Source organism: Streptomyces sp. NPDC014676 (assembly GCF_043084105.1).
Lineage (GTDB): Bacteria > Actinomycetota > Actinomycetes > Streptomycetales > Streptomycetaceae > Streptomyces.
Genome location: NZ_JBIBZI010000002.1, coordinates 736,928 through 762,375, shown reverse-complemented (window position 1 = coordinate 762,375; position 25,448 = coordinate 736,928). Strand labels below are relative to the sequence as shown.

Genomic DNA, 25,448 nt, shown 5'->3' with positions numbered 1-25,448 from the left:
CACCGTGGACGAGCTCGCGACCAGGGCCGGGGCATGGCTCGCCCGGACCGTCGCCGCCCCCGCCCCCGAACGGCACACCGCCGCCGTGGTCGCGGACCGGTTCGACCGCATCACCTGGCACGACACCTACGAGCAGTCGGCCGCCCTGCGCGATCTGGCGACGGAGCTGGGCGACCACCACGACCGCCACGGCCACCACACCGCCGACCTCCTCACCGACGTGTTCCTGGCCGCGTACAAGACCGGCCCCAAGCTGCGCGAACCGGCCGCGATGGACCCCTCCCGGCTGGTCAACCACCGGATCATGACCGCCCTGATGGAGTCACCGGAGTTCGCCGGGCTGCGCCGGGAGACGGCCGGCGATCCCTACGCCGCCGCCATGGCCGTCCTCGCCCAGGCCGGCGCGCTGCGCGGGCTGCTGGAACGCGCCCGGGACGCGCAGGAGCGGGGCGAGCGGGCCCAGCAGGCCCAGCGGGCCGCCGAGGCGGCGGCGACCGCCGTGGACGAGACGCTCCAGGAGGCCGCCGACGAGGCCGACGAGGCCGGCACCGCGCGGGCCGCCGACGCCGTACGCCGGGCGATCGAGACCGCCGAAGCGGCCGAGGCGGCCGCGGCCGCGGCACGGCAGGCCGCCCTGGCCGCCGCGACGGCCGTCCCCGGGATCCGCGCCACCGCACGCGGCGCCGCGGCGCGGGCCGCGGAGACCGTCCGGCGGGAGGCCGCGCTGATGCGGGCGTGGGGAGTCGGATCCGGCGCACTGGAGCGGATGCAGTTCGCCGAACGCGCCCGCCTCGCCGAACGGCTGCGCACCGGCCGCCTCGCCGAATGGGCCGACCTGATCGGCCGGTTCCGGCAGATGGCGAGCGGCGAGCGCGCCCGCAAGGTGGAGAACGCCACCGGGGAACTGGTCGGCGTCACCCTCGGCGACGACCTCTCCCGCGTCATCCCCTCGGAACTGGCCCACCTCGGCCTGCCCGAGCTGCGCGCGGTGTTCGCCGCCCGCTACGCCGCCGGGGAACTGATGCTCTACGACAGCCGGGGCGAGCGGACCACCGGCCGGGGCGCGATCATCGCCTGCGTGGACACCTCGCACTCCATGTACGAGGAGGGGCCCGGCGGAATCACCCGGGAGGCCTGGTCCAAGGCGTGCGCCCTGGCCCTGCTCGACCAGGCCCGCGCCGCCGGACGCGACTTCGTCGGCATCCTGTTCTCCGCACCCGGCAGGCTCCAGGTCTTCCGCTTCCCGGCGGACGAGCCGGCCCCCGTCGAGCGGACCGTCGACTTCGCCGAGACCTTCCTCGGCGGCGGCACCAGCTACCAGACCCCGCTGTCGGCGGCGGGCGAACTGCTGGAGGCGGAATTCGACGACACCGCCCGCATGCGCGGCGACATCGTGATGATCACCGACGACGACTGCGGCGTCACCGAGCAGTGGACACGCGCCTGGAACGACACCCGGCACCGGCTCGGCTTCCGGGTCTTCGGCCTGGTCATCGGCGCCCCGCGCGCCGCCGCGGCCGACTCGGTCATGGAGGCCCTGTGCGACAACCTCCGCCTCATCGAGGACCTCACCGACGTCCACAGCACCGCCGACCTCTTCCGCGTGATCTGACGATCAGGAGCCGATCGGACGCGTCGTGCGGGCTGCCGCTCGGTGCCCCGGCCGCACGGGTTCGCCGGGTTGCGGTCAGGCCGCGGCTCTGAGAGGGCGTCCGTCCCGGCGGATGCCTTTCCCGCTTCGGACGCGGGCGCGTTCCTCGCGTTCGGCGGCCAGGACGTCGCCGGGGTGGTGGGAGCCGGCGATGACGAACTCCGCCCTCCATGAGGGACAGGGGAGCGCCGGTGCTTCGCGGCGCGGGAATCGTCCCGTCGGGCGTTTGATCCGCGTCACCTTCGGGGTAATGTCTTCCGCTCGATTGGCCAGCCCCGGTCCCCGTGTGGCAGACTGTCCGAGTTGCTCGGTCGAGTGTTGATGCTGCGCGCCTCCCGCCGGGAGGACCGGAAGCGAGTCCCACAGTACTCGTCGTTCCTGATCAGGGGCGGACGTACGGGAATCTTCCGGGAAGTGGAGCGCGGCACCGGCCAGGCACCCGGTGGGCCTTTCGCCCCCGGTCCGCGGTTCTGGTAGGGCCGTGTCAATCCCGCGGGGATGTTCGTACAAGGGACATTCATGTCAGCGGGAGTACGACACGCCCGACCGCGTGGGTCGGAGGACGAGACCTGGAGCACCGGGTTCCGGAGCGTAAAGAGAGACAGGACTACGAAGTAGCCATGGCGGGACAGAAGATCCGCATCCGGCTCAAGGCCTACGACCACGAGGTCATCGACTCCTCGGCGAAGAAGATCGTCGAGACGGTGACCCGCACTGGTGCGTCGGTCGCGGGCCCGGTGCCGCTGCCCACTGAGAAGAACGTGTACTGCGTCATCAAGTCGCCGCACAAGTACAAGGACTCGCGCGAGCACTTCGAGATGCGCACGCACAAGCGCCTGATCGACATCCTCGACCCGACCCCCAAGACCGTTGACTCTCTGATGCGACTCGACCTCCCGGCCGGTGTCGACATCGAGATCAAGCTCTGAAGGCCGGTGATCTGAGAATGGCTAAGCAGATCAAGGGCATCCTGGGCGAGAAGCTCGGCATGACGCAGGTGTGGGACGAGAACAACCGTGTTGTTCCGGTCACCGTCGTCAAGGCCGGCCCCAACGTCGTCACCCAGGTCCGCACGAACGACGTCGACGGCTACGAGTCGGTCCAGATCGCCTTCGGCGAGATCGACCCGCGCAAGGTGAACAAGCCCCTCAAGGGCCACTTCGCCAAGGCCGACGTCACCCCCCGTCGTCACCTCGTCGAGATCCGCACGTCGGACGCCTCCGAGTACACGCTGGGCCAGGAAGTCACCGCTGAGGTCTTCGAGTCGGGCGTGAAGGTCGACGTCACCGGCAAGAGCAAGGGCAAGGGCTTCGCCGGTGTCATGAAGCGTCACAACTTCAAGGGCCTCGGCGCCGGACACGGCACCCAGCGCAAGCACCGCTCGCCCGGTTCCATCGGTGGCTGCGCCACCCCGGGTCGTGTGTTCAAGGGCCTGCGCATGGCGGGCCGTATGGGCAACGAGCGGGTCACCACCCAGAACCTGACCGTCCACGCCGTTGACGCGGAGAAGGGTCTGCTGCTCATCAAGGGCGCGGTTCCCGGTCCGAACGGCGGCCTCGTCCTGGTCCGCACCGCGGCCAAGGGGGCCTGAGGTAACCGATGAGCACTGTTGACATCCTTTCGCCCGCGGGCGACAAGGCCGGTACCGTCGAGCTCCCCGCGGAGATCTTCGGCGTTGAGAAGGTCAGCATCCCGCTGATCCACCAGGTCGTCGTCGCGCAGCTGGCCGCCGCCCGCCAGGGCACCCACAAGACCAAGACCCGCGGCGAAGTCCGTGGCGGTGGCAAGAAGCCCTACCGTCAGAAGGGCACCGGCCGCGCCCGTCAGGGCTCGACCCGCGCGCCGCAGTTCGCCGGTGGTGGCGTCGTGCACGGTCCCGTGCCGCGCGACTACTCCCAGCGCACCCCCAAGAAGATGAAGGCTGCCGCCCTGCGTCACGCCCTCACCGACCGGGCGCGCCACAACCGCATTCACGTCGTCTCCGGCGTGATCGAGGGCGAGACCCCCTCCACGAAGGCCGCCAGGTCGCTGTTCGGCAAGATCTCGGAGCGCAAGAACCTGCTCCTGGTCGTCGACCGCGCCGACGAGGCCGCGTGGCTGTCCGCCCGCAACCTGCCCCAGGTCCACATCCTGGAGCCGGGCCAGCTGAACACGTACGACGTTCTCGTCTCGGACGACGTGGTCTTCACCAAGGCCGCTTTCGAGTCCTTCGTCGCCGGCCCGAACAAGGCCAACGACAACGAAGGGAGCGAGGTCTGATGGCTGCCCGTCACCCCTCCATCGCCTCCAAGGCGGCCAAGAAGGCCAAGGCCGCGCGCGTCGCCAAGGCGCGCCGCCACGAGGCCGAAGGCAAGAACACCGTCGTCACCCCGGCGAGCAAGGCGTTCACGGACCCCCGTGACGTCCTGCTGAAGCCGGTCGTGTCCGAGAAGAGCTACGCGCTCATCGACGAGAACAAGTACACGTTCATCGTCGCGCCGGGCTCCAACAAGACCCAGATCAAGGAGGCCGTCCAGGCGGTCTTCGAGGTCAAGGTCACCGGGGTCAACACGATCAACCGCATCGGCAAGCGCAAGCGCACCAAGACCGGCTTCGGTCAGCGTGCGGCGACCAAGCGCGCGATCGTGACCCTCGCTGAGGGCGACCGTATCGACATCTTCGGCGGTCCGACCGCGTAAGCGGTCAGGATCGTTCGATATCGGACGAGGACTGAGAAATGGGTATCCGCAAGTACAAGCCGACGACTCCGGGCCGTCGTGGCTCCAGCGTCGCCGACTTCGTCGAGGTCACGCGGTCCACGCCGGAGAAGTCGCTGGTCCGTCCCCTGCACAGCAAGGGCGGCCGTAACAATTCCGGTCGTGTGACCGTCCGCCACCAGGGCGGTGGCCACAAGCGCGCCTACCGCGTGATCGACTTCCGTCGTCACGACAAGGACGGCGTGCCGGCGAAGGTCGCGCACATCGAGTACGACCCCAACCGCACCGCGCGCATCGCGCTGCTGCACTACGCCGACGGCGAGAAGCGCTACATCCTCGCCCCGCGCAACCTGCAGCAGGGCGACCGCGTGGAGAACGGTCCCGGGGCCGACATCAAGCCGGGCAACAACCTGGCCCTCCGCAACATCCCGGTCGGTACCACGATCCACGCGATCGAGCTCCGTCCCGGTGGCGGTGCCAAGTTCGCCCGCTCCGCCGGTGCCTCCGTGCAGCTGCTCGCGAAGGAGGGCACGATGGCCCACCTGCGCATGCCGTCCGGAGAGATCCGCCTGGTCGACCAGCGCTGCCGCGCCACGGTCGGCGAGGTCGGCAACGCCGAGCAGTCGAACATCAACTGGGGCAAGGCGGGCCGTAAGCGGTGGCTGGGCGTCCGCCCGACCGTCCGTGGTGTCGTCATGAACCCGGTCGACCACCCGCACGGTGGTGGTGAGGGCCGTACCTCCGGTGGCCGCCACCCCGTGTCCCCGTGGGGCAAGAAGGAAGGCCGTACTCGTTCGCCCAAGAAGGCGTCGAACAAGTACATCGTCCGCCGCCGCAAGACGAACAAGAAGCGCTAAGGACGGGTTGAGATGCCTCGTAGCTTGAAGAAGGGACCCTTCGTCGACGACCACCTGATCAAGAAGGTGGACGCGCAGAACGAAGCCGGTACCAAGAACGTCATCAAGACCTGGTCCCGTCGCTCGATGATCGTCCCGGCGATGCTGGGCCACACGATCGCGGTGCACAACGGCAAGACCCACATCCCGGTGTTTGTCACCGAGTCCATGGTCGGCCACAAGCTCGGCGAGTTCTCGCCGACGCGCACCTTCCGGGGTCACGTCAAGGACGACCGGAAGTCGAAGCGCCGCTAGTCAGCGGGGTGGATTGACCATGACAAACACTGAAGGGACAACCATGGAAGCCAGGGCCCAGGCGCGGTACATCCGCGTCACGCCCATGAAGGCCCGCCGCGTGGTGGACCTCATCCGTGGCATGGACGCCACGGAGGCTCAGGCGGTCCTGCGTTTCGCCCCGCAGGCCGCGAGCGTGCCGGTCGGCAAGGTGCTGGACAGCGCCATCGCCAACGCCGCGCACAACTACGACCACACCGACGCCGACAGCCTCTACATCTCCGAGGCGTACGTCGACGAGGGCCCGACCCTGAAGCGGTTCCGTCCGCGCGCCCAGGGCCGTGCCTACCGGATCCGCAAGCGGACCAGCCACATCACCGTGGTCGTCAGCAGCAAGGAAGGAACCCGGTAATGGGCCAGAAGGTAAACCCGCACGGGTTCCGGCTCGGTGTCACGACCGACTTCAAGTCGCGTTGGTACGCCGACAAGCTGTACAAGGACTACGTCAAGGAAGACGTCGCCATCCGTCGGATGATGACGTCCGGCATGGAGCGCGCCGGCATCTCGAAGGTGGAGATCGAGCGCACCCGTGACCGCGTGCGTGTGGACATCCACACCGCCCGTCCCGGCATCGTCATCGGCCGCCGCGGCGCCGAGGCCGACCGCATCCGCGGTGACCTGGAGAAGCTGACCGGCAAGCAGGTCCAGCTGAACATCCTCGAGGTCAAGAGCCCCGAGACGGACGCTCAGCTGGTGGCCCAGGCCGTCGCCGAGCAGCTCTCCTCCCGCGTCTCCTTCCGTCGCGCCATGCGCAAGAGCATGCAGGGCACGATGAAGGCCGGCGCCAAGGGCATCAAGATCCAGTGCGGTGGCCGCCTCGGTGGCGCCGAGATGTCCCGCTCGGAGTTCTACCGCGAGGGCCGCGTGCCCCTGCACACGCTCCGCGCGAACGTGGACTACGGCTTCTTCGAGGCCAAGACGACCTTCGGCCGCATCGGCGTGAAGGTCTGGATCTACAAGGGCGACGTCAAGAACATCGCCGAGGTCCGCGCCGAGAACGCCGCTGCCCGTGCGGGTAACCGCCCGGCCCGCGGTGGCGCCGACCGCCCGGCCCGTGGTGGCCGTGGTGGCGAGCGCGGCGGTCGCGGCCGCAAGCCGCAGCAGGCTCCCGCTGCCGAGGCCCCCAAGGCCGACGCTCCGGCTGCCGCTCCGGCTGAGAGCACCGGAACGGAGGCCTGACCGACATGCTGATCCCCCGTAGGGTCAAGCACCGCAAGCAGCACCACCCGAAGCGCCGCGGTATGGCCAAGGGTGGTACGACGGTCGCGTTCGGCGAGTACGGCATCCAGGCCCTCACGCCGGCGTACGTGACCAACCGCCAGATCGAGGCGGCCCGTATCGCGATGACCCGCCACATCAAGCGTGGCGGCAAGGTCTGGATCAACATCTACCCGGACCGCCCGCTCACGAAGAAGCCGGCCGAGACCCGCATGGGTTCCGGTAAGGGTTCTCCGGAGTGGTGGATCGCGAACGTGCACCCGGGTCGGGTCATGTTCGAGCTGTCCTACCCCAACGAGAAGATCGCCCGTGAGGCGCTGACCCGTGCGGCCCACAAGCTGCCGATGAAGTGCCGGATCGTCAAGCGCGAGGCAGGTGAAGCGTGATGTCGGCCGGTACCAAGGCGTCCGAGCTGCGCGAGCTGGGCAACGAGGAGCTTCTCGCGAAGCTCCGCGAGGCCAAGGAAGAACTGTTCAACCTCCGCTTCCAGGCGGCGACCGGACAGCTCGAGAACCATGGCCGTCTGAAGGCGGTCCGCAAGGACATCGCGCGGATCTACACCCTGATGCGCGAGCGCGAGCTGGGCATCGAGACGGTGGAGAACGCATGAGCGAGAACAACGTGACTGAGACGAACACCGAGGCTCGGGGCGACCGCAAGACCCGCGAGGGCATCGTCGTCAGCGACAAGATGGACAAGACCGTCGTCGTCGCTGTCGAGGACCGCAAGAAGCACGCGCTGTACGGCAAGGTCATCCGCAGCACGAGCAAGCTCAAGGCCCACGACGAGCAGAACGCCGCCGGCGTCGGCGACCGCGTCCTCCTGATGGAGACCCGGCCGCTGTCCGCCACGAAGCACTGGCGCATCGTCGAGATCCTCGAGAAGGCCAAGTAGGTAATTCCCGCACGGGAATTCCCCAGTACGTTCCCGCGGGGCATTCCTCGCAGGACAGTTCCGCCAGGCTCCGACGGGGTTGAGCGATCAACCCCGTCGGGGAACCGGCAGACAAACAGGAGATAGACGTGATCCAGCAGGAGTCGCGACTGCGTGTCGCCGACAACACGGGTGCGAAGGAAGTCCTCTGCATCCGTGTGCTCGGTGGCTCCGGTCGCCGCTACGCGGGCATCGGTGACGTCATCGTCGCCACCGTCAAGGACGCGATCCCCGGTGGCAACGTGAAGAAGGGTGACGTCGTCAAGGCGGTCATCGTTCGCACCGTCAAGGAGCGCCGCCGTCCGGACGGCTCGTACATCCGCTTCGACGAGAACGCCGCCGTCATTCTGAAGAACGACGGCGACCCTCGCGGCACCCGTATCTTCGGCCCCGTCGGCCGTGAGCTGCGCGAGAAGAAGTTCATGAAGATCATCTCCCTCGCGCCGGAGGTGCTGTGAGCATGAAGATCAAGAAGGGCGACCTGGTCCAGGTCATCACCGGCAAGGACAAGGGCAAGCAGGGCAAGGTCATCGCGGCCTACCCCCGCGAGGACCGCGTCCTGGTCGAGGGTGTCAACCGGGTCAAGAAGCACACCAAGGCCGGCCCGACCGCCGGCGGCTCGCAGGCCGGCGGCATCGTGACCACCGAGGCCCCGGTCCACGTCTCCAACGTCCAGCTGGTCGTGGAGAAGGACGGCAAGAAGGTCGTCACGCGCGTCGGTTACCGCTTCGACGACGAAGGCAACAAGATCCGCGTTGCCAAGCGGACGGGTGAGGACATCTGATGACGACCACCACCACTCCGCGTCTGAAGACGAAGTACCGCGAGGAGATCGCGGGCAAGCTGCGCGAGCAGTTCTCCTACGAGAACGTCATGCAGGTTCCCGGCCTCGTCAAGATCGTGGTCAACATGGGTGTGGGCGACGCCGCCCGCGACTCCAAGCTGATCGAGGGCGCCATCCGCGACCTCACCACGATCACCGGTCAGAAGCCGGCCGTCACCAAGGCCCGCAAGTCCATCGCGCAGTTCAAGCTGCGCGAGGGCCAGCCGATCGGTGCCCACGTCACGCTCCGTGGCGACCGCATGTGGGAGTTCCTGGACCGCACCCTGTCGCTCGCGCTGCCGCGCATCCGCGACTTCCGCGGCCTGTCCCCCAAGCAGTTCGACGGCCGTGGCAACTACACCTTCGGTCTCACGGAGCAGGTCATGTTCCACGAGATCGACCAGGACAAGATCGACCGCACCCGGGGTATGGACATCACCGTGGTGACCACGGCGACCAACGACGAAGAGGGCCGCGCCCTTCTCCGTCACCTCGGCTTCCCCTTCAAGGAGGCGTGAGCGAGATGGCGAAGAAGGCTCTGATCGCGAAGGCTGCTCGCAAGCCCAAGTTCGGTGTGCGTGGCTACACCCGCTGCCAGCGCTGTGGCCGCCCGCACTCCGTGTACCGCAAGTTCGGCCTGTGCCGCGTGTGCCTTCGTGAGATGGCTCACCGCGGCGAGCTGCCGGGCGTGACCAAGAGCTCCTGGTAGTCCCGGTAATTCCGGACTCCCAGGGCTCTCGGTAAGCAATGGGAACGGCAGGAGGCCCGCTCCGTATGGCTTAGGCTTGCGGGGTTGGGCACCTGCCGTGCCCGTACGCCACGCGGGCGGCTGCCCGCCAATGTTTGCTTACTACGCCGTAGGTCCACCGCGCCGCACCCGTCCCGTCTCGGATCGGGGAGAGGGATGGCGCACCAGGAAACCCCGGCGAGAGAGGCCGAAGGCCAATTCATGACCATGACTGATCCGATCGCAGACATGCTTACGCGTCTGCGGAACGCGAACTCGGCGTACCACGACTCCGTGGCGATGCCGCACTCGAAGATCAAGTCGCACATCGCGGAGATCCTCCAGCAGGAGGGCTTCATCACGGGCTGGAAGACCGAGGACGCCGAGGTCGGCAAGAACCTCGTCCTCGAGCTGAAGTTCGGCCCGAACCGTGAGCGCTCCATCGCGGGCATCAAGCGGATCTCCAAGCCCGGTCTCCGGGTGTACGCGAAGTCCACCAACCTGCCGAAGGTGCTGGGCGGCCTCGGCGTGGCGATCATCTCCACGTCGCACGGGCTCCTCACCGACAAGCAGGCCGGCAAGAAGGGCGTGGGTGGGGAAGTCCTCGCCTACGTCTGGTAGCGGAAGGGAACGGAGGAAACAGCTATGTCGCGCATCGGCAAGCTCCCCATCGCGGTTCCCGCCGGCGTGGACGTCACCATCGACGGCCGTACGGTCGCGGTCAAGGGCCCCAAGGGCACGCTGACCCACACCGTCGTGGCGCCGATCGAGATCGCCAAGGGTGAGGACGGCGTGCTGAACGTCACCCGCCCCAACGACGAGCGTCAGAGCAAGGCCCTGCACGGCCTGTCCCGCACGCTGGTGGCGAACATGATCACCGGCGTGACCCAGGGTTACGTGAAGAAGCTCGAGATCAGCGGTGTCGGTTACCGCGTTGTCGCCAAGGGTTCGAACCTGGAGTTCTCCCTCGGCTACAGCCACTCGATCACCGTCGAGGCCCCCGAGGGCATCACCTTCAAGGTGGAGTCCCCGACCCGTTTCTCGGTCGAGGGCATCGACAAGCAGAAGGTCGGCGAGGTTGCGGCCAACATCCGCAAGCTGCGCAAGCCCGACCCGTACAAGGCCAAGGGCGTCAAGTACGAGGGCGAAGTCATCCGCCGCAAGGTCGGAAAGGCGGGTAAGTAAGCCATGGCATACGGGCAGAAGATCCTCAAGGGCGACGCCTACAAGCGCGCCGCGATCAAGCGCCGCCACATCCGGATCCGCAAGCGGATCGCGGGTACCGCGGAGCGCCCCCGTCTGGTCGTGACCCGCTCCAACCGCCACATCGTGGCGCAGGTGATCGACGACCTGAAGGGTCACACCCTGGCGTCGGCGTCCACCCTGGACGCGTCGGTCCGCGGTGGCGAGGGCGACAAGTCCGCGCAGGCCAAGCAGGTCGGCGCCCTGGTCGCCGAGCGCGCCAAGGCCGCCGGTGTCGAGGCCGTCGTGTTCGACCGTGGTGGTAACCAGTACGCCGGGCGCATCGCCGCTCTGGCGGACGCCGCCCGCGAAGCCGGCCTGAAGTTCTGAGCCGGTTCCGAGCTAGCGGAAACAGAGAGAGGTAATTCCAATGGCTGGACCCCAGCGCCGCGGTGGCGGTGCCGGTGGCGGCGAGCGGCGGGACCGGAAGGGCCGTGACGGCGGCGCAGCTGCCGCCGAGAAGACCGCGTACGTTGAGCGCGTCGTCGCGATCAACCGCGTCGCCAAGGTTGTGAAGGGTGGTCGTCGCTTCAGCTTCACCGCGCTGGTCGTGGTGGGCGACGGTGACGGCACCGTGGGTGTCGGATACGGCAAGGCCAAGGAGGTGCCGGCCGCCATCGCCAAGGGCGTTGAGGAGGCCAAGAAGCACTTCTTCAAGGTCCCCCGCATCCAGGGCACCATCCCGCACCCCATCCAGGGTGAGAAGGCTGCCGGCGTCGTGCTGCTCAAGCCCGCGTCGCCCGGTACCGGTGTGATCGCCGGTGGTCCGGTGCGCGCCGTGCTCGAGTGCGCCGGTATCCACGACGTGCTGTCGAAGTCGCTCGGCTCCGACAACGCGATCAACATCGTGCACGCGACCGTGGCGGCCCTCAAGGGCCTGCAGCGTCCCGAGGAGATCGCGGCCCGCCGCGGTCTGCCGCTCGAGGACGTCGCCCCCGCGGCTCTGCTCCGCGCACGTGCCGGGGCGGGTGTGTGATCATGGCACAGCTCAAGATCACGCAGGTCAAGTCCTACATCGGCAGCAAGCAGAACCACCGTGACACCCTGCGTTCGCTCGGCCTGAAGAAGGTCAACGACGTGGTCGTCAAGGAGGACCGCCCCGAGTTCCGCGGCATGGTGCACACCGTCCGCCACCTCGTGACGGTCGAGGAGGTCGACTGATCATGGCGGAGAACAACCCGCTCAAGATCCACAACCTCCGTCCCGCCCCCGGCGCCAAGACCGCCAAGACCCGTGTCGGTCGTGGTGAGGCGTCGAAGGGTAAGACGGCCGGTCGTGGTACGAAGGGCACCAAGGCCCGTTACCAGGTTCCGGAGCGCTTCGAGGGTGGCCAGATGCCGCTCCACATGCGCCTCCCGAAGCTGAAGGGCTTCAAGAACCCGTTCAAGACCGAGTACCAGGTCGTGAACCTCGACAAGCTGGCCGCGCTGTACCCCGAGGGTGGCGAGGTCACCGTCGAGGGCCTGGTGGCCAAGGGTGCCGTGCGCAAGAACAGCCTCGTCAAGGTCCTCGGCCAGGGCGAGATCTCCGTGGCGCTGCAGGTGACGGTCGACGCCGTCTCCGGCTCCGCCAAGGAGAAGATCACCGCCGCCGGCGGTACCGTCACCGAGCTCGTCTGACCCGTTCAGGTGTCTCGATGACGTAGAGCGATCCCGACCGGGGATACCCCACATTTGGGGTATCCCCGGTTGGTCGTTCCTAGGGCGGCATGGTCGCCGGTAAGGTGGCCTGCGCTGCCCACTGACCTCGGGCGCCCCAAGCGGGCACTCAGGGCGGCAGTTGACCGTTACGTATTCGTCCTTAGTCGGAATCTCAAGACCGTCACCCTTGACGCAGTTGCGCGGGGGGTCGCAGGAGGCACCGTGCTCACCGCGTTCGCCCGGGCGTTCAAGACGCCCGACCTGCGCAAGAAGCTGCTCTTCACGCTCGGCATCATCGTGGTGTACCGGATCGGTACCAACGTTCCCATTCCGGGCGTCGACTACCGCAACGTCCAGACCTGTATCGACAACGCCGAAGCCAACTCGGGTCTGTTCGGTCTGGTCAACATGTTCAGCGGCGGGGCTCTGCTCCAGATCACGATCTTCGCGCTGGGCATCATGCCCTACATCACCGCGTCGATCATCCTGCAGCTGCTGACCGTGGTGATCCCGCGCCTGGAAGCCCTCAAGAAGGAGGGCCAGTCCGGTACGGCGAAGATCACGCAGTACACCCGTTACCTGACGGTGGCGCTGGCCATCCTCCAGGGCACCGGTCTGGTGGCCACCGCCCGCAGCGGCGCCCTGTTCCAGGGCTGCCCGGTCGCGAGCCAGATCGTCCCGGACCAGTCGATCTTCGTGACCATCACCATGGTCATCACCATGACCGCCGGTACGGCCGTCGTCATGTGGCTCGGTGAGCTCATCACCGACCGCGGCATCGGCAACGGCATGTCGATCCTGATGTTCATCTCGATCGCCGCGACCTTCCCCTCCGCCCTGTGGGCCATCAAGGAGCAGGGCAGCCTCGCGGACGGCTGGATCGAGTTCGGCACCGTGATGCTCGTCGGGTTCGTCATGGTCGGCCTGGTCGTCTTCGTGGAGCAGGCCCAGCGCCGGATCCCCGTGCAGTACGCCAAGCGCATGGTCGGACGCCGTTCCTACGGCGGTACGTCGACGTACATCCCGCTCAAGGTGAACCAGGCGGGCGTCATCCCCGTCATCTTCGCCGCGTCGCTGCTGTACATCCCGGCGCTGATCGTCCAGTTCTCCAGCTCGACGGCGGGCTGGGCGACGTGGGTCGAGGCGAATCTCGCCAACCCCGCGGCCACGGCGCACATCGTCCTGTACTTCCTCCTGATCGTGTTCTTCGCCTTCTTCTACGTGGCGATCTCCTTCAACCCCGAGGAAGTCGCCGACAACATGAAGAAGTATGGTGGCTTCATCCCGGGCATCCGGGCTGGCCGACCGACCGCTGAGTACCTCAGCTACGTACTCAACCGGATCACCTGGCCGGGTTCGCTGTACTTGGGTCTGATCTCTCTCGTGCCGACAATGGCGTTGGCTGGTTTCGGGGCGAACCAGAACTTCCCGTTCGGCGGGACCAGCATCCTGATCATCGTGGGTGTCGGTCTCGAGACGGTGAGGCAGATCGAGAGCCAGCTCCAGCAGCGCAATTACGAAGGGTTCCTCCGCTGATGCGAATCGTCCTCGTCGGGCCGCCGGGTGCCGGTAAGGGTACGCAGGCCACCCGCCTTGCCGAGAAACTGCGCATCCCGCACATTTCGACAGGCGACCTGTTCCGCGCCAACATCAGCCGGCAGACCGAACTGGGGAAGCTCGCGAAGTCCTACATGGACGCGGGCAATCTCGTCCCCGACGAGGTCACCATCGCCATGGCCAAGGACCGGATGGAGCAGCCCGACGCCGAGGGCGGCTTCCTGCTGGACGGCTTCCCGCGCAACGTGTCGCAGGCCGAGGCGCTGGACGAGCTGCTGCAGACCGAGGGCATCAAGCTGGACGCGGTCCTCGATCTGGAGGCCCCCGAGGACGAGGTCGTCAAGCGGATCGCCGGGCGGCGGATCTGCCGCAACGAGTCCGCGCACGTGTTCCACGTGACGTACAGCCCGCCGAAGCAGGAGGGCGTGTGCGACGTCTGTGGTGGTGAGCTGTACCAGCGGGACGACGACTCCGAGGACACCGTGCGGACGCGGCTGGAGGTCTACCACACGCAGACCGAGCCGATCATCGACTACTACCGGGCGCAGGGGCTGGTCGTGACCATCTCCGCGATGGGTCCCGTCGACGAGGTCACGGGGCGGGCGCTGGAGGCGCTGAAGAACGGCGAGTAGTTCCTGTACGTCGGTCGCGGCCGCGGTTCCTGTGGGTAAGGGGCCGCGGCTGTGGCTTGGCCGGGGGTGTTCGCGCGGCCCGGCGTCCGCGGGGTGCCTCGCCCGCTCCCGGCTTCTCCCCGCTCCCGGCTTCGCCCGGGCGGGGGAACCCCATCGCCCTGGGGGGGCACCTCCCAGGCCCTTGAGGCACCGGGGGAGGCGCGATCACCCGTGATCGCGAGGGGCGGGCCCCGTATCGTTGGAAGCGTCCGTACTTCTTTCCCCAGGTCCCAGAAAGGCCGTCGTCCCCATGGTGCAGATCAAGAGCCCTGAGCAGATCGCCAAGATGCGTGAGGCGGGGTTGGTGGTCGCCGCCATCCACGCGGCCACCCGTGAGGCCGCCGTGCCCGGGGCCACGACGAAGGATCTGGACCAGGTCGCCCGCAAGGTGCTCGCGGAGCACAACGCCAAGCCGAACTTCCTCGGCTACGGCGGCTTCCCCGCGACGATCTGCACCTCGGTGAACGACGTCGTCGTCCACGGCATCCCCTCCGACGACGTCGTCCTCAAGGACGGCGACATCATCTCCATCGACTGCGGCGCGATCATCGACGGCTGGCACGGCGACGCCGCGTACACCGCGTTCGTCGGGTCCGGCCACTCCCCGGAGCTGGTCGAGCTGTCCCGGGTGACCGAGGAGTCGATGTGGGCCGGCATCGCGGCCATGAAGCAGGGCAACCGGCTCGTCGACATCTCCCGCGCGGTCGAGACGTACATCCGCCGCCAGCCCAAGCCGGGCGGCGGCAAGTACGGGATCATCGAGGACTACGGCGGCCACGGCATCGGCACCGAGATGCACATGGACCCGCACCTGCTGAACTACGTCGACCGCAAGCGGGGCAAGGGCCCCAAGCTGGTCCCGGGCTTCTGCCTCGCCATCGAGCCGATGGTCTCCCTGGGCACCCCGAGGACGAAGGTCCTCTCCGACGACTGGACGGTCATCACCACCGACGGCACCTGGTCCTCCCACTGGGAGCACTCGGTCGCCCTCACCGAGCAGGGCCCCCTGGTCCTGACCGCCCCCGACGGCGGTAAGGCCAAGCTCGCGGAGATGGGCATCACGGCGGCTCCGGACCCGCTCGGCTGACGGCCGGCCACGGGCGGTCCGCCGGTCGACCGCCGGTCCGCCGGCCGGGGGCCGGCGCGCCTGTGAGACGCCCCGGACGCCGGGTCCGCGGGAGCGGCGTCAAGGGACGCGTTCCGCTCGGTTAAGGATCTCCCGCGTGGGGCAGGATCTCTCGATTCGTTTTTCCGGGTGCGCTGACGTAGACTGACTCGTCGGCTCTTGTGCACCCGCATGCCTGCATGTACTACACACGGTGCACGCCAGAGTCGATCAAGGTAGTCGATTCGAAGGGCGAAGCGTGGCCAAGAAGCAAGGTGCCATCGAGATCGAGGGCACTGTCGTCGAGTCTCTTCCGAACGCCATGTTCAGGGTCGAGCTCCAGAACGGCCACCAGGTCCTGGCACACATCAGCGGCAAGATGCGTATGCACTACATCCGCATCCTCCCTGACGACCGGGTCGTGGTGGAGCTGTCTCCGTACGACCTGACGCGTGGCCGGATCGTCTACCGGTACAAGTAGATCTTGCCCGCTCCCCGGCACGCCGGGGTGATGGCACTGACCCGGAGAACCTCACACCCATGAAGGTCAAGCCGAGCGTCAAGAAGATCTGCGACAAGTGCAGGGTGATCCGCCGTCACGGCCGGGTCATGGTCATCTGCGAGAACCCGCGCCACAAGCAGCGCCAGGGCTGACCGCAGCACGATCGACCCTCTGCGACTTCCGCAGAAATTCGCGCGACGCGAGCAACACACGTTCATACGCAGGTCCCGAGCCGCACGGCTCGACACCCCCGGCTCGGAGGCCGGGGACCTGGTCCGTACCTGGTACGGCGGGCCGGGATCCGGTCCTGTGGAAGACCTCCGACAATCAACTGGAGCCATTGAATGGCACGCGTTTCCGGTGTTGACATCCCGCGCGAAAAGCGCGTGGAGATCGCCCTCACCTACGTGTTCGGCATCGGCCGGACCCTTTCGCAGCAGACGCTGGCCGCCACCGGCGTCGACCCGAACACCCGCGTCCGCGACCTCTCCGAGGAGCAGCTCGTCGCGATCCGCGAGTACGTCGACAACAACATCAAGACCGAGGGTGACCTCCGTCGCGAGATCCAGGCCGACATCCGCCGCAAGGTCGAGATCGGCACCTACCAGGGTCTGCGTCACCGTCGCGGTCTGCCCGTCCGCGGTCAGCGCACCAGCACCAACGCGCGTACCCGCAAGGGCCCGCGTCGCGCCATCGCCGGCAAGAAGAAGCCGGGCAAGAAGTAGTCCTCAGCGGACTTCGCCGTCCAGCGGTCTTCGCTGTAGGACCGACCACCTCCCGTAGGAGTACAGATGCCCCCCAAGGGTCGTCAGGGCGCTGCCAAGAAGGTGCGCCGCAAGGAAAAGAAGAACGTCGCTCACGGCCACGCGCACATCAAGAGCACGTTCAACAACACGATCGTGTCGATCACGGACCCGTCCGGCAACGTGATCTCCTGGGCCTCCGCCGGCCACGTCGGCTTCAAGGGCTCCCGGAAGTCCACGCCGTTCGCCGCGCAGATGGCCGCCGAGTCGGCCGCCCGCCGCGCCCAGGAGCACGGCATGCGCAAGGTCGACGTGTTCGTCAAGGGCCCGGGTTCCGGTCGTGAGACCGCGATCCGCTCCCTGCAGGCCACGGGCCTCGAGGTCGGCTCCATCCAGGACGTCACCCCGACCCCGCACAACGGCTGCCGCCCGCCGAAGCGCCGTCGCGTCTGATCCGTCGCGTCGGTCCCGACGCGTCTGATTCTTGCTTCACCAGGGTTTTCACGGGCGGTACGACTCTTTCGGGTCGTATCGCCCGTACCCTTGCAGTACTGGTCGGGCGTCAAATAGCGGGCGCCCCTGACTGAAGGATCACCACATGCTGATCGCTCAGCGTCCCTCGTTGACCGAAGAGGTCGTCGACGAATTCCGCTCCCGGTTCGTGATCGAGCCGCTGGAGCCGGGCTTCGGCTACACCCTCGGCAACTCGCTCCGCCGCACCCTCCTGTCGTCGATCCCCGGTGCCGCTGTCACCAGCATCCGCATCGACGGCGTCCTGCACGAGTTCACCACCGTGCCGGGCGTCAAGGAGGACGTCACCGACCTGATCCTCAACATCAAGCAGCTGGTCGTCTCCTCGGAGCACGACGAGCCGGTCGTGATGTACCTGCGCAAGCAGGGCCCGGGTCTGGTCACCGCCGCCGACATCGCCCCGCCGGCCGGTGTCGAGGTGCACAACCCCGACCTCGTCCTCGCCACGCTCAACGGCAAGGGCAAGCTGGAGATGGAGCTGACCGTCGAGCGCGGTCGCGGCTACGTCTCCGCCGTGCAGAACAAGCAGGTCGGCCAGGAGATCGGCCGTATCCCGGTCGACTCGATCTACTCGCCGGTCCTCAAGGTCACCTACAAGGTCGAGGCGACCCGTGTCGAGCAGCGCACCGACTTCGACAAGCTGATCGTCGACGTCGAGACCAAGCAGGCGATGCGTCCGCGTGACGCCATGGCCTCCGCCGGCAAGACCCTGGTCGAGCTGTTCGGTCTCGCCCGCGAGCTGAACATCGACGCCGAGGGCATCGACATGGGCCCGTCCCCCACGGACGCCGCCCTCGCCGCCGACCTGGCGCTGCCGATCGAGGAGCTGGAGCTCACCGTTCGGTCGTACAACTGCCTCAAGCGTGAGGGCATCCACTCCGTGGGTGAGCTCGTCGCCCGCTCCGAGGCGGACCTGCTCGACATCCGCAACTTCGGTGCGAAGTCCATCGACGAGGTCAAGGCGAAGCTGGCCGGCATGGGCCTCGCGCTCAAGGACTCGCCTCCCGGGTTCGACCCGACCGCCGCCGCGGACGCCTTTGGTGCGGACGACGATGCGGATGCGGGCTTCGTCGAGACCGAGCAGTACTGAGAGCTCGGGCCTTTCGGTCCGTACTTGGCTGCCGGCCGGCTGTGGCTGGTCGCGCAGTTCCCCGCGCCCCTCGGGGCGCGGGGTCTCCGACAGACGACCGTCTGCTCGGATACTGACCCCGGTACCTGATACGGCCGGGGCAGACACCTAGGAGAAACACCATGCCGAGGCCCACCAAGGGTGCCCGTATGGGCGGCAGCGCCGCGCACGAGAAGCTCCTCCTCGCGAACCTCGCGAAGGCGCTGTTCGAGCACGGCCGCATCACCACCACCGAGGCGAAGGCGCGCAAGCTGCGTCCGTACGCCGAGCGTCTGGTCACCAAGGCGAAGAAGGGCGACCTTCACAACCGCCGTCAGGTGCTCCAGGTGATCACGGACAAGAGCATCGTCCACACGCTCTTCACCGAGATCGGCCCGCGGTACGAGAACCGTCCCGGTGGCTACACCCGCATCACCAAGATCGGTAACCGCCGTGGCGACAACGCGCCCATGGCCGTCATCGAGCTGGTCGAGGCGCTGACGGTGGCGCAGGAGGCCACCGGCGAGGCCGAGGCCGCGACGAAGCGTGCGGCCAAGGAGGCCGAGGCCAAGGTCGACACGGCCAAGGCCGAGGAGACCACCGAGGCCAAGGCCGACGAGGCCGCCGAGGAGTCGAAGGACGCGTAAGCGTTCTGCCGGGGGCTGTGCGATGGCGACTGCGGCGCCGTCATGGCTGGTCGCGCCCACGCGGCGGAGCCGCATGTCGAGCACAGCCCCGCGCCCCTTCCAGGGCGTTGGCGGGTCCGTTCCTTTCGAGGGGCGGGCCCGCTTTCGTGTTGCTGAGAGGATCTCTGTGTGAGTGACGAAGTGCAGCCAGGGTTCGTACGAGTGCGCCTGGACCTTTCCTATGACGGGTCCGAGTTCTCCGGGTGGGCCAAGCAGGCCGGTGGGCGGCGGACCGTGCAGGGGGAGATCGAGGACGCGCTGCGGACCGTGACGCGGTCCGGGGGGACGACGTACGAGCTGACCGTGGCCGGCCGTACCGACGCCGGGGTGCACGCCCGGGGGCAGGTCGCGCACGTCGATCTGCCTCGGGAGGTCTGGGCCGAGCACCACACGAAGCTGCTCAAGCGGCTCGCCGGGCGGCTGCCGAAGGACGTGCGGGTGTGGGCGCTCAGGGAGGCGCCCGCCGGATTCAACGCCCGGTTCTCCGCGATCTGGCGGCGCTACGCCTACCGCGTCACCGACAACCCGGGCGGAGTGGACCCACTGCTGCGCGGCCATGTGCTGTGGCACGACTGGCCGCTCGACGTCGACGCCATGAACGAGGCGGCCCGCGGTCTGCTGGGGGAGCACGACTTCGCCGCGTACTGCAAGAAGCGGGAGGGGGCCACGACCATCCGGACCCTCCAGGAGCTGAGCCTGGCGCGCGGCGAGGACGGGATCATCACCGCCACCGTCCGCGCCGACGCCTTCTGCCACAACATGGTCCGCTCGCTGATCGGCGCGCTGCTGTTCGTCGGCGACGGCCACCGCCCGCCGGACTGGCCGGGCAAGGTGCTGGCGGCGGGCGTACGGGACTCGGCCGTCCATGTCGTACGCCCGCACGGCCTGACCCTGGAGGAGGTCGGCTACCCGGCCGACGAACTCCTCGCCGCCCGCAGCAAGGAGGCCCGCAACAAGCGGTCGCTGCCCGGCGGTTCAGGGTGCACGGCCTGCTAGTTCCGCCCCTTCGCCCCCTTACGGTCCTCTTGCCCCTCGTATAGCCTTGGGCAGCTCGATCATGGGTTCGGGGAGGCCGGTCGAGGCCCGGGGGGTTTCCTATGGGGTCAGCGGGCCCGGTGCGGGCCGGGGGGCGACGCAGGGCATTACGCGGTGGTGAGGCTCCGCCGGGGCTGCTGCCGGTGCCGCCGACGGACAGGGAGAAGTACGCCTACGCGCGCCGGCACTTATGGATCCTGACGGTCGGCTCACTGGTCAGCTTCTGCTGCCTGGTGGTCAGTCAGATCAAGCTGGCGCAGGCCGCGCCGCTGCTGTGGGCGTACACGCCGCTGCTCGCCTTCACGGTCGTCTACTACCTGGTGTCGCTCCGGGTGAACGGTTTCAGCCGTGACTTCGACATCGCCCGCCACAAGCGGCTGGTCCGCGACTGGCGGCCGGAGACATACCCCACCGTCGACGTGTTCCTGCCCGTCTGCGGTGAGCCCATCGAGGTCCTGCACAACACCTGGAAGCACGTGCGGGCGATGGCCGACCGCTATCCGGGCGTCTGCGTCCCGTTCGTGCTGGACGACAGTGCCAGTCGCGAACTGCAGGCGATGGCACGGGACTTCGGCTTCCGCTACGGGACCCGCGAGAACCGCGGCTGGTTCAAGAAGGCGGGCAACCTGCACTTCGGGTTCGGCCGGTCCGACGGCGAGTACATCCTGATCCTCGACGCCGACTTCACGCCGCGCGCCGACCTGCTCCAGGAACTCCTGCCGTACCTGGCGGCGGATCCGCGCATCGGCATCGTCCAGTCGCCGCAGTACTTCCGTGTCCTGGACTCGCAGAACTGGATCGAGCGCGGCGCGGGCGCCGTGCAGGAGCTGTTCTACCGGTCCGTACAGGTCTCCCGGCAGGGCAGCGACGGCGCGATCTGCGTGGGCAGTTGCGCCGTCTACCGGCGCGCGGCCCTGGACACCAACGGCGGCACCACGCTGATCGAGCACTCCGAGGACGTGCACACCGGTTTCGACCTGCGCGGCCTCGGCTGGGACCTGCGCTATGTACCGGTCGCGGTGTCGACGGGCGTGTGCCCGGACAGCGCGGGCGCCTTCTTCCACCAGCAGTACCGCTGGTGCTCCGGCTCCATGAGCCTGCTGGGCAGCGGGAAGTTCTGGCAGACCGAGATCAGACTGCCGAGCCGCCTGTGCTACCTGTCCGGCTTCTTCTACTACATCCACACGGCGCTGTTCACCTTCGCGGCCCCCGTGATCCCGATCGTGCTGCTGCTGGTGATGCCGGAGAAGCTCCTGCTCGAACACCTGGTCCTGGTGCTCCCCAGCATCGTCTACACCACGCTCGTCTTCCCGATGTGGCACAAGGCGCCCTACCGCCTGGAGGCCTGGGCGGCCCGCATGATGTACGGCTGGGCACACGTCTTCGCCATCTGGGACATCCTGCGCGGGAACCGCATGGGCTGGCAGCCCACCGGCTCGTCCGGTGCCAGGAGGAACGGGACCCGGCGCTTCTGGACCGGCATGTGGGTGTGGAGCGGCGGCACCGCCCTGGCGTGGGTGATCGCCGCGGTGTACCGCACGTTCACCATGAACGCCCCGGACTTCGCGCTGATCCTGTCCTCCGGACTCTTCTACGCCCTGGTGGTGGCCCGCGTCCTGGTGCAGCCCCGGGCGGAGGTGACGGCCTGATGCGCTTGCTCTCCCGCACTCGTACGGTGCTGTCCTCCTGCCTGCTCGCGGCACTGCTGCTCGGCGGCTGCTCGTCACCCGGCGACGGGCCGGCCCGACCGGACGCGGCCGGCGGCGGCCCGAGCGCCGGAAGCGCCGGGGCGGACGTCCCCTACGACGTCGTACCGCTGCTGAAGCCGCCGAGGAAATACTTCGGCGCCGCGGTCGAGGGCGCGCCGCACTCGATGAAGGGCGTCGACGCCTACACCGGGATGGTCGGCAAGCAGCCGAACCTGATCGAGTACTACGCCGCCTGGGGCGACGGTTTCGACGCCACCGGTGTGCGCGACGCCTGGGCGCGGGGCGCCCTGACGCTGATGTCCTGGGAGCCCTTCGACACCCCGCTGGCCGACATCGCGGCCGGCGAGTCGGACGCCTACGCCAAGGAGTACGCGACGGCGGTGCGCGAGCTGAACCTGCCCGTCGTGATCTCCTTCGCGGACGAGTTCAACGGCCACTGGGAGACGTGGGGCACCGAGCACACCACCCCCGGGGAGTACGTGGCCGCCTGGCGGCGCGTGCACGACACCTTCGTCGACGCCGGCGCCTCGAACGTCATCTGGGCCTGGTCGCCGAACATCGTCAACCCGATCGGCGAGGTCGAGCTGGAGCCGTACTACCCGGGCGACGGCTACGTCGACTGGGTCGGCCTGATCGGCTACTGGACGCTGGAGGAGGACAGCGCCTTCGACAGCGTCTTCGGGCCGACCCGGGACCGGGTCCGCGCCTTCACCGGGAAGCCGATGCTGCTGCTGGAGACGGCGGCCATGGCCGGCGAGCGGCGGCGGGACGACATCCGCAGCCTCTTCGAGGGCGTCACGGCCGACGACGACATGCTCGGCTTCGTCTGGTTCAACTACGACAAGCGCGCCGACTGGCGGCTGGAGGCGAGCCCCCTGGCGCTGGAGGAGTTCAGGCGCCTGGCCGCCGACGACCGGTTCGGCTTCGACGTACGGAAGCCGTGATGAGCCGACACGATCCCCACGCGCCGGGGTCCCACGACCCGTACGCCGAGGAGGACACGGCCGGCGGCTGGTTCGACTCCGACGGGTTCGTACCGCGCCGGCCGGGCGATCCGCGGGACGGGTACGGCTACAGCTACGACGCCCGGACCTACCCCTACCAGCGGCAGCCGTACCGGCCCGGCGCCCCGGGGCAGCCGCAGGGCGGTCACGACGACCGGCCGACCCGCGCGCTGCGGGTCGTGGCGGAACGGGCGCCGGCCGAGCCGGGCTACCACGTCCCCGACACCCCCGAGGCGAGCTGGGCCCTGGCCGCCGGCAGACGGCGGGCCTGGGTCAGCCGGGCCGTGCTGCTGTGCGTCCTGACCGTCCAGGCCGCGCTCTCGCTGCGGCTGTCCAACACCGCCTTCCAGGACGAGGCCCTGTACCTGGCGGCCGGGCACGCCCAGCTCGACCACCTGCTGCACGGCACCCCGCTCCCGAAGGACTACGCGGCGTACTTCTCCGGCTCGCCGCAGCTCTACCCGGTGCTCGCCGCACTCGTCGACGAGCGGTTCGGGCTCGCGGGGGCGCGGTCACTGAGCCTGGTGTTCATGCTCGCCACCACCGGGCTGCTGTACTCCCTCACCCGCCGCCTGTTCAACGAGCGGGCGGCCCTGGCCGCGGCGGCGCTGTTCGCGGTGCTGCACTCGACCGTCGTCATGGGCTACTACGCCACCTACGACGCCGCCGCCGTGTTCCTGCTGGCGCTCGCCACCTGGATCGTCGTCCGCACCGACCGGGCGCCCGCCGCGGCCGTCCTGCTCGCCGCGCCCGTGGCGGTCCTGGCCGTCGGCGTGAAGTACGCGGCCGCGCTGTACCTGCCGACCGTCGTCGTGCTGGCCCTGCTCACCGCCCGGCCCCGCCGGGGCGTCGGGCCGGCGGTCGGGCGGACGGTGCTGCTCGGCCTGGGCATCGGCGCGCTCCTCGCGGCCGGCGTGTACGCCACCGACCTGATGGCCGGCGTACGGCAGACCACCACCGACCGCGAGCACGGCACCGACGGCGCGGGATTCCTGCTGCGGCGGTCGGCGGAGTGGGGCGGCCTGATGTTCCTCACCGCCGTCGGCGGCGCCGTCTCCTACGTCCGGCGCAGCCGTATGCACGAGTCACCCCTCGCGCGGCGGCTGGACGACCCCGGCCGGCGCCGACGGGCCCTGCTCGGGCTGGTGCTGTGCGGCACGGCGGTGCTCGCCCCCGCCTACCAGGTCCACCTGGCCACCCAGGTCTCGCTGTTCAAGCACATCGGCTTCGGGCTGCTCTTCGCCGCGCCCATGGCCGGTGTCGGGGTGACCCGCCTGGTGGGCGCGCACTTCCGGTACCCGCAGCTCGGCATCATGCTGTGGACGACGATGCTCTGCCTGGGCATCGCGCAGGCGGACTGGCGGTTCGCCCTCTGGCCCGACTCCTCGAAGATGGTCCGGACCGTCGAGCCCTACATGAACTCCCGGGGCCGCTACCTCGGTTCCACGCCCGAGGTGCCCCTCTACTACTTCCGCGAGGAGACCACGCACCGCCAGTGGCAGAGCGTCTTCGGCATGGAGTACACGGACGGGAAGGGCACGTACTTCTCCGGGGACGACGCCTACCGGGCGGCGCTGCGCGACGGCGCGTTCGACCTGATCGTCCTCGACGGGCTCACCAACCCGCGGGTGGACGACATCGTCGCGGAGGCGGTCAGGGGCAATCCGCACTACCGGCTCCTGGCCGGCCTGCCGTTCCGCAACTCCGCCGGCACCGGCGAGTACCGGATCTGGATCAGGACCTCCTGAGCGCCGGGCGGCGGCTACTCGTCGGCCGCCGCCGACGCCTGGGCCACGCCCCGGCGGCGGATCTGGCGGAACGTGAACTCCTGGAGGTCGTCGCCCGTGGCGAAGACGGCCGTGTCCTTCGTCGTCACGTTCTTGCCGTTCGTGAAGCCGGCGATGGTGAAGTAGGCGTAGCGGCCGTAGGAGTTGGTGGTGGAGCGGCAGACCGCGCCGGAGCAGAAGTCCTTGACGCCGCCGCCCGACAGCGACTTGACGATGCTCTTCTTGTCGGCCTGCTGCTTGGCCTTGATCGCCTGGGCCTCGGTGTCGAAGACGGCCACGCCGACCGTCACCGCCATGCCGTCCTTGGTGTAGGTGACCCGGATCAGGCGGGTGCAGTCGTTGTCGTTCAGGACCTTCGGGAGCGTGGCCTTCGCGGCCGAGGCGCAGTTCTCGGTGTCCGCCGTCGGGCCCTTCTTGTACACCGTCTCGCCCATGGTGAGCTGGGTGCCGGGGAAGAGGATGTCGGGGCTCAGCGGGGCCTTGTCCTTCTTCGCGCTGTCGATGAAGTCCTTCGGGTCCAGCGGCGGCGGGGCGCTCGTCGGGGCGAACGACGGGGCCGTGCCCGTCGGGCTCGGGATGCCGGAGTCGGTGGCCCCGGGCACCTGGGAGGAGGTGCCCGGCGAGGCCTCGTCGCTGCCGTTCGCCGAGACGACGGCGACCGCCACGGCCGTGCCTATCGCGACGGTGGCGAGCACCCCGCCGCCTATGAACAGCAGCCGGCGCCGCTTGGCGCGGGCCTCGGAGGCGTCGGCGAGCGCGGCCCAGTCGGGTGACTCACCCGAGCCGCCACCGCTCCAGGGCTGCTGGGAATTCGGTTTCCAGGGATCCCACTGTTGTTGAGGTCCCCCCTGCCCAAAACTCATGGGGCGCATCTTAGACGGGGCGCCGGG

At 68.7% G+C, this 25,448-nt stretch carries 36 protein-coding genes; 35 read left to right on the top strand and 1 reads right to left on the bottom strand.

What is annotated here, in order from left to right:
- Window positions 1-4 precede the first annotated feature (4 nt).
- From ACF1DX_RS07935 to ACF1DX_RS07765, 35 genes are all read left to right on the top strand, one after another.
- A complete protein-coding gene (locus ACF1DX_RS07935; protein WP_391790318.1) occupies window positions 5-1,612 on the top strand; it encodes a VWA domain-containing protein in 1,608 nt (535 codons plus the stop codon).
- A gap of 659 nt (window positions 1,613-2,271) precedes the next feature.
- On the top strand, window positions 2,272-2,580 hold the full coding sequence (gene rpsJ, locus ACF1DX_RS07930) for a 30S ribosomal protein S10 (RefSeq protein ID WP_003948644.1): 309 nt from the start codon (window positions 2,272-2,274) through the stop codon (window positions 2,578-2,580).
- 17 nt (window positions 2,581-2,597) lie between these two features.
- Window positions 2,598-3,242, top strand: a complete 645-nt coding sequence (gene rplC, locus ACF1DX_RS07925; protein ID WP_004927290.1) for a 50S ribosomal protein L3 — start codon at window positions 2,598-2,600, stop codon at window positions 3,240-3,242.
- Window positions 3,243-3,250: 8 nt separating this feature from the next.
- The gene (rplD, locus tag ACF1DX_RS07920; protein ID WP_030860967.1) at window positions 3,251-3,910 is read left to right on the top strand and encodes a 50S ribosomal protein L4; all 660 of its coding nucleotides are present in this window, start codon (window positions 3,251-3,253) and stop codon (window positions 3,908-3,910) included.
- Window positions 3,910-4,329 (top strand): 50S ribosomal protein L23, encoded by a 420-nt coding sequence (gene rplW / locus ACF1DX_RS07915; RefSeq protein ID WP_391790317.1) that lies wholly within the window; start codon window positions 3,910-3,912, stop codon window positions 4,327-4,329. Before rplD ends, rplW begins: the two co-directional genes overlap by 1 nt.
- Window positions 4,330-4,367: 38 nt before the next feature.
- On the top strand, window positions 4,368-5,204 hold the full coding sequence (gene rplB / locus ACF1DX_RS07910; protein WP_030220992.1) for a 50S ribosomal protein L2: 837 nt from the start codon (window positions 4,368-4,370) through the stop codon (window positions 5,202-5,204).
- 12 nt (window positions 5,205-5,216) lie between these two features.
- The gene (gene rpsS / locus ACF1DX_RS07905) at window positions 5,217-5,498 is read left to right on the top strand and encodes a 30S ribosomal protein S19 (RefSeq protein ID WP_010036728.1); all 282 of its coding nucleotides are present in this window, start codon (window positions 5,217-5,219) and stop codon (window positions 5,496-5,498) included.
- Window positions 5,499-5,541: 43 nt separating this feature from the next.
- Complete coding sequence (rplV, locus tag ACF1DX_RS07900) at window positions 5,542-5,889, top strand: 50S ribosomal protein L22 (protein ID WP_019329637.1); 348 nt, start codon at window positions 5,542-5,544, stop codon at window positions 5,887-5,889.
- Window positions 5,889-6,716: a 30S ribosomal protein S3 gene (gene rpsC / locus ACF1DX_RS07895; protein WP_030860973.1), complete on the top strand. Its 828-nt coding sequence runs from the start codon at window positions 5,889-5,891 to the stop codon at window positions 6,714-6,716. The genes rplV and rpsC overlap by 1 nt, the downstream gene beginning before the upstream one ends.
- Window positions 6,717-6,721: 5 nt before the next feature.
- Complete coding sequence (rplP, locus tag ACF1DX_RS07890) at window positions 6,722-7,141, top strand: 50S ribosomal protein L16 (protein WP_007443989.1); 420 nt, start codon at window positions 6,722-6,724, stop codon at window positions 7,139-7,141.
- Window positions 7,141-7,365 (top strand): 50S ribosomal protein L29, encoded by a 225-nt coding sequence (gene rpmC / locus ACF1DX_RS07885; RefSeq protein WP_007494763.1) that lies wholly within the window; start codon window positions 7,141-7,143, stop codon window positions 7,363-7,365. The genes rplP and rpmC overlap by 1 nt, the downstream gene beginning before the upstream one ends.
- Window positions 7,362-7,649 carry a 30S ribosomal protein S17 gene (gene rpsQ / locus ACF1DX_RS07880; RefSeq protein ID WP_004927263.1) on the top strand — a complete coding sequence of 96 codons (288 nt, stop codon included), beginning with the start codon at window positions 7,362-7,364 and terminating at the stop codon, window positions 7,647-7,649. Before rpmC ends, rpsQ begins: the two co-directional genes overlap by 4 nt.
- A 128-nt stretch (window positions 7,650-7,777) precedes the next feature.
- Window positions 7,778-8,146 (top strand): 50S ribosomal protein L14, encoded by a 369-nt coding sequence (gene rplN, locus ACF1DX_RS07875; protein WP_030831680.1) that lies wholly within the window; start codon window positions 7,778-7,780, stop codon window positions 8,144-8,146.
- 2 nt (window positions 8,147-8,148) lie between these two features.
- Window positions 8,149-8,472: a 50S ribosomal protein L24 gene (rplX, locus tag ACF1DX_RS07870; protein WP_030860979.1), complete on the top strand. Its 324-nt coding sequence runs from the start codon at window positions 8,149-8,151 to the stop codon at window positions 8,470-8,472.
- Window positions 8,472-9,029: a 50S ribosomal protein L5 gene (rplE, locus tag ACF1DX_RS07865; protein ID WP_030860981.1), complete on the top strand. Its 558-nt coding sequence runs from the start codon at window positions 8,472-8,474 to the stop codon at window positions 9,027-9,029. Before rplX ends, rplE begins: the two co-directional genes overlap by 1 nt.
- Before the next feature lie 5 nt (window positions 9,030-9,034).
- Window positions 9,035-9,220 carry a type Z 30S ribosomal protein S14 gene (locus ACF1DX_RS07860; protein WP_003948630.1) on the top strand — a complete coding sequence of 62 codons (186 nt, stop codon included), beginning with the start codon at window positions 9,035-9,037 and terminating at the stop codon, window positions 9,218-9,220.
- Window positions 9,221-9,460: 240 nt separating this feature from the next.
- Complete coding sequence (gene rpsH, locus ACF1DX_RS07855; protein WP_030831671.1) at window positions 9,461-9,859, top strand: 30S ribosomal protein S8; 399 nt, start codon at window positions 9,461-9,463, stop codon at window positions 9,857-9,859.
- A gap of 24 nt (window positions 9,860-9,883) precedes the next feature.
- Entirely contained in the window at window positions 9,884-10,423 is a 540-nt protein-coding gene (gene rplF, locus ACF1DX_RS07850) for a 50S ribosomal protein L6 (RefSeq protein ID WP_030860985.1), read from the top strand.
- 3 nt (window positions 10,424-10,426) lie between these two features.
- Window positions 10,427-10,810: a 50S ribosomal protein L18 gene (rplR, locus tag ACF1DX_RS07845; protein WP_030860987.1), complete on the top strand. Its 384-nt coding sequence runs from the start codon at window positions 10,427-10,429 to the stop codon at window positions 10,808-10,810.
- A gap of 40 nt (window positions 10,811-10,850) precedes the next feature.
- Complete coding sequence (gene rpsE / locus ACF1DX_RS07840) at window positions 10,851-11,456, top strand: 30S ribosomal protein S5 (RefSeq protein WP_030860989.1); 606 nt, start codon at window positions 10,851-10,853, stop codon at window positions 11,454-11,456.
- A 2-nt stretch (window positions 11,457-11,458) separates the two neighbouring features.
- Window positions 11,459-11,641, top strand: a complete 183-nt coding sequence (rpmD, locus tag ACF1DX_RS07835) for a 50S ribosomal protein L30 (protein WP_004984515.1) — start codon at window positions 11,459-11,461, stop codon at window positions 11,639-11,641.
- 2 nt (window positions 11,642-11,643) lie between these two features.
- Complete coding sequence (rplO, locus tag ACF1DX_RS07830; protein WP_067018996.1) at window positions 11,644-12,099, top strand: 50S ribosomal protein L15; 456 nt, start codon at window positions 11,644-11,646, stop codon at window positions 12,097-12,099.
- Window positions 12,100-12,342: 243 nt separating this feature from the next.
- Window positions 12,343-13,656 (top strand): preprotein translocase subunit SecY, encoded by a 1,314-nt coding sequence (gene secY / locus ACF1DX_RS07825; protein ID WP_030860993.1) that lies wholly within the window; start codon window positions 12,343-12,345, stop codon window positions 13,654-13,656.
- Window positions 13,656-14,309: an adenylate kinase gene (locus tag ACF1DX_RS07820; RefSeq protein ID WP_391790316.1), complete on the top strand. Its 654-nt coding sequence runs from the start codon at window positions 13,656-13,658 to the stop codon at window positions 14,307-14,309. Before secY ends, ACF1DX_RS07820 begins: the two co-directional genes overlap by 1 nt.
- Before the next feature lie 289 nt (window positions 14,310-14,598).
- Window positions 14,599-15,435: a type I methionyl aminopeptidase gene (map, locus tag ACF1DX_RS07815; protein ID WP_030860997.1), complete on the top strand. Its 837-nt coding sequence runs from the start codon at window positions 14,599-14,601 to the stop codon at window positions 15,433-15,435.
- A gap of 277 nt (window positions 15,436-15,712) precedes the next feature.
- Window positions 15,713-15,934 (top strand): translation initiation factor IF-1, encoded by a 222-nt coding sequence (gene infA / locus ACF1DX_RS07810; protein ID WP_004927214.1) that lies wholly within the window; start codon window positions 15,713-15,715, stop codon window positions 15,932-15,934.
- Between the two features lie 59 nt (window positions 15,935-15,993).
- Window positions 15,994-16,107, top strand: coding sequence for a 50S ribosomal protein L36 (gene rpmJ, locus ACF1DX_RS07805; RefSeq protein ID WP_003998809.1), 114 nt, complete (start codon window positions 15,994-15,996; stop codon window positions 16,105-16,107).
- Between the two features lie 192 nt (window positions 16,108-16,299).
- Window positions 16,300-16,680, top strand: coding sequence for a 30S ribosomal protein S13 (gene rpsM, locus ACF1DX_RS07800; RefSeq protein WP_004984507.1), 381 nt, complete (start codon window positions 16,300-16,302; stop codon window positions 16,678-16,680).
- Window positions 16,681-16,746: 66 nt separating this feature from the next.
- A complete protein-coding gene (rpsK, locus tag ACF1DX_RS07795; protein WP_003956432.1) occupies window positions 16,747-17,151 on the top strand; it encodes a 30S ribosomal protein S11 in 405 nt (134 codons plus the stop codon).
- A gap of 145 nt (window positions 17,152-17,296) precedes the next feature.
- Window positions 17,297-18,319: a DNA-directed RNA polymerase subunit alpha gene (locus tag ACF1DX_RS07790; protein ID WP_003966937.1), complete on the top strand. Its 1,023-nt coding sequence runs from the start codon at window positions 17,297-17,299 to the stop codon at window positions 18,317-18,319.
- Between the two features lie 161 nt (window positions 18,320-18,480).
- Window positions 18,481-18,984, top strand: coding sequence for a 50S ribosomal protein L17 (gene rplQ, locus ACF1DX_RS07785; RefSeq protein WP_391790315.1), 504 nt, complete (start codon window positions 18,481-18,483; stop codon window positions 18,982-18,984).
- Window positions 18,985-19,152: 168 nt separating this feature from the next.
- A complete protein-coding gene (truA, locus tag ACF1DX_RS07780) occupies window positions 19,153-20,019 on the top strand; it encodes a tRNA pseudouridine(38-40) synthase TruA (RefSeq protein ID WP_391790314.1) in 867 nt (288 codons plus the stop codon).
- Between the two features lie 272 nt (window positions 20,020-20,291).
- Window positions 20,292-21,707: a glycosyltransferase family 2 protein gene (locus ACF1DX_RS07775; protein WP_391790475.1), complete on the top strand. Its 1,416-nt coding sequence runs from the start codon at window positions 20,292-20,294 to the stop codon at window positions 21,705-21,707.
- Window positions 21,707-22,711 (top strand): glycoside hydrolase family 26 protein, encoded by a 1,005-nt coding sequence (locus ACF1DX_RS07770; RefSeq protein WP_391790313.1) that lies wholly within the window; start codon window positions 21,707-21,709, stop codon window positions 22,709-22,711. The genes ACF1DX_RS07775 and ACF1DX_RS07770 overlap by 1 nt, the downstream gene beginning before the upstream one ends.
- Window positions 22,711-24,519, top strand: coding sequence for a glycosyltransferase family 39 protein (locus tag ACF1DX_RS07765; RefSeq protein WP_391790312.1), 1,809 nt, complete (start codon window positions 22,711-22,713; stop codon window positions 24,517-24,519). Before ACF1DX_RS07770 ends, ACF1DX_RS07765 begins: the two co-directional genes overlap by 1 nt.
- Before the next feature lie 14 nt (window positions 24,520-24,533).
- Here the strand turns inward: ACF1DX_RS07765 and ACF1DX_RS07760 are convergent, their stop codons facing one another.
- On the bottom strand, window positions 24,534-25,421 hold the full coding sequence (locus ACF1DX_RS07760) for a hypothetical protein (protein ID WP_391790311.1): 888 nt from the start codon (window positions 25,419-25,421) through the stop codon (window positions 24,534-24,536).
- Window positions 25,422-25,448 lie beyond the last annotated feature (27 nt).

What these genes read in the sequence shown, in the direction of transcription:
- rpsJ (WP_003948644.1), top strand. Translation starts at nt 2,272, where the DNA reads ATGGCGGGACAGAAGATCCGCATCCGGCTCAAGGCCTACGACCACGAG.
- rplC (WP_004927290.1), top strand. Translation starts at nt 2,598, where the DNA reads ATGGCTAAGCAGATCAAGGGCATCCTGGGCGAGAAGCTCGGCATGACG.
- rplD (WP_030860967.1), top strand. Translation starts at nt 3,251, where the DNA reads ATGAGCACTGTTGACATCCTTTCGCCCGCGGGCGACAAGGCCGGTACC.
- rplW (WP_391790317.1), top strand. Translation starts at nt 3,910, where the DNA reads ATGGCTGCCCGTCACCCCTCCATCGCCTCCAAGGCGGCCAAGAAGGCC.
- rplB (WP_030220992.1), top strand. Translation starts at nt 4,368, where the DNA reads ATGGGTATCCGCAAGTACAAGCCGACGACTCCGGGCCGTCGTGGCTCC.
- rpsS (WP_010036728.1), top strand. Translation starts at nt 5,217, where the DNA reads ATGCCTCGTAGCTTGAAGAAGGGACCCTTCGTCGACGACCACCTGATC.
- rplV (WP_019329637.1), top strand. Translation starts at nt 5,542, where the DNA reads ATGGAAGCCAGGGCCCAGGCGCGGTACATCCGCGTCACGCCCATGAAG.
- rpsC (WP_030860973.1), top strand. Translation starts at nt 5,889, where the DNA reads ATGGGCCAGAAGGTAAACCCGCACGGGTTCCGGCTCGGTGTCACGACC.
- rplP (WP_007443989.1), top strand. Translation starts at nt 6,722, where the DNA reads ATGCTGATCCCCCGTAGGGTCAAGCACCGCAAGCAGCACCACCCGAAG.
- rpmC (WP_007494763.1), top strand. Translation starts at nt 7,141, where the DNA reads ATGTCGGCCGGTACCAAGGCGTCCGAGCTGCGCGAGCTGGGCAACGAG.
- rpsQ (WP_004927263.1), top strand. Translation starts at nt 7,362, where the DNA reads ATGAGCGAGAACAACGTGACTGAGACGAACACCGAGGCTCGGGGCGAC.
- rplX (WP_030860979.1), top strand. Translation starts at nt 8,149, where the DNA reads ATGAAGATCAAGAAGGGCGACCTGGTCCAGGTCATCACCGGCAAGGAC.
- rplE (WP_030860981.1), top strand. Translation starts at nt 8,472, where the DNA reads ATGACGACCACCACCACTCCGCGTCTGAAGACGAAGTACCGCGAGGAG.
- ACF1DX_RS07860 (WP_003948630.1), top strand. Translation starts at nt 9,035, where the DNA reads ATGGCGAAGAAGGCTCTGATCGCGAAGGCTGCTCGCAAGCCCAAGTTC.
- rpsH (WP_030831671.1), top strand. Translation starts at nt 9,461, where the DNA reads ATGACCATGACTGATCCGATCGCAGACATGCTTACGCGTCTGCGGAAC.
- rplF (WP_030860985.1), top strand. Translation starts at nt 9,884, where the DNA reads ATGTCGCGCATCGGCAAGCTCCCCATCGCGGTTCCCGCCGGCGTGGAC.
- rplR (WP_030860987.1), top strand. Translation starts at nt 10,427, where the DNA reads ATGGCATACGGGCAGAAGATCCTCAAGGGCGACGCCTACAAGCGCGCC.
- rpsE (WP_030860989.1), top strand. Translation starts at nt 10,851, where the DNA reads ATGGCTGGACCCCAGCGCCGCGGTGGCGGTGCCGGTGGCGGCGAGCGG.
- rpmD (WP_004984515.1), top strand. Translation starts at nt 11,459, where the DNA reads ATGGCACAGCTCAAGATCACGCAGGTCAAGTCCTACATCGGCAGCAAG.
- rplO (WP_067018996.1), top strand. Translation starts at nt 11,644, where the DNA reads ATGGCGGAGAACAACCCGCTCAAGATCCACAACCTCCGTCCCGCCCCC.
- ACF1DX_RS07820 (WP_391790316.1), top strand. Translation starts at nt 13,656, where the DNA reads ATGCGAATCGTCCTCGTCGGGCCGCCGGGTGCCGGTAAGGGTACGCAG.
- map (WP_030860997.1), top strand. Translation starts at nt 14,599, where the DNA reads ATGGTGCAGATCAAGAGCCCTGAGCAGATCGCCAAGATGCGTGAGGCG.
- rpmJ (WP_003998809.1), top strand. Translation starts at nt 15,994, where the DNA reads ATGAAGGTCAAGCCGAGCGTCAAGAAGATCTGCGACAAGTGCAGGGTG.
- rpsM (WP_004984507.1), top strand. Translation starts at nt 16,300, where the DNA reads ATGGCACGCGTTTCCGGTGTTGACATCCCGCGCGAAAAGCGCGTGGAG.
- rpsK (WP_003956432.1), top strand. Translation starts at nt 16,747, where the DNA reads ATGCCCCCCAAGGGTCGTCAGGGCGCTGCCAAGAAGGTGCGCCGCAAG.
- ACF1DX_RS07790 (WP_003966937.1), top strand. Translation starts at nt 17,297, where the DNA reads ATGCTGATCGCTCAGCGTCCCTCGTTGACCGAAGAGGTCGTCGACGAA.
- rplQ (WP_391790315.1), top strand. Translation starts at nt 18,481, where the DNA reads ATGCCGAGGCCCACCAAGGGTGCCCGTATGGGCGGCAGCGCCGCGCAC.
- ACF1DX_RS07770 (WP_391790313.1), top strand. Translation starts at nt 21,707, where the DNA reads ATGCGCTTGCTCTCCCGCACTCGTACGGTGCTGTCCTCCTGCCTGCTC.
- ACF1DX_RS07765 (WP_391790312.1), top strand. Translation starts at nt 22,711, where the DNA reads ATGAGCCGACACGATCCCCACGCGCCGGGGTCCCACGACCCGTACGCC.
- ACF1DX_RS07760 (WP_391790311.1), bottom strand. Translation starts at nt 25,421, where the DNA reads ATGAGTTTTGGGCAGGGGGGACCTCAACAACAGTGGGATCCCTGGAAA.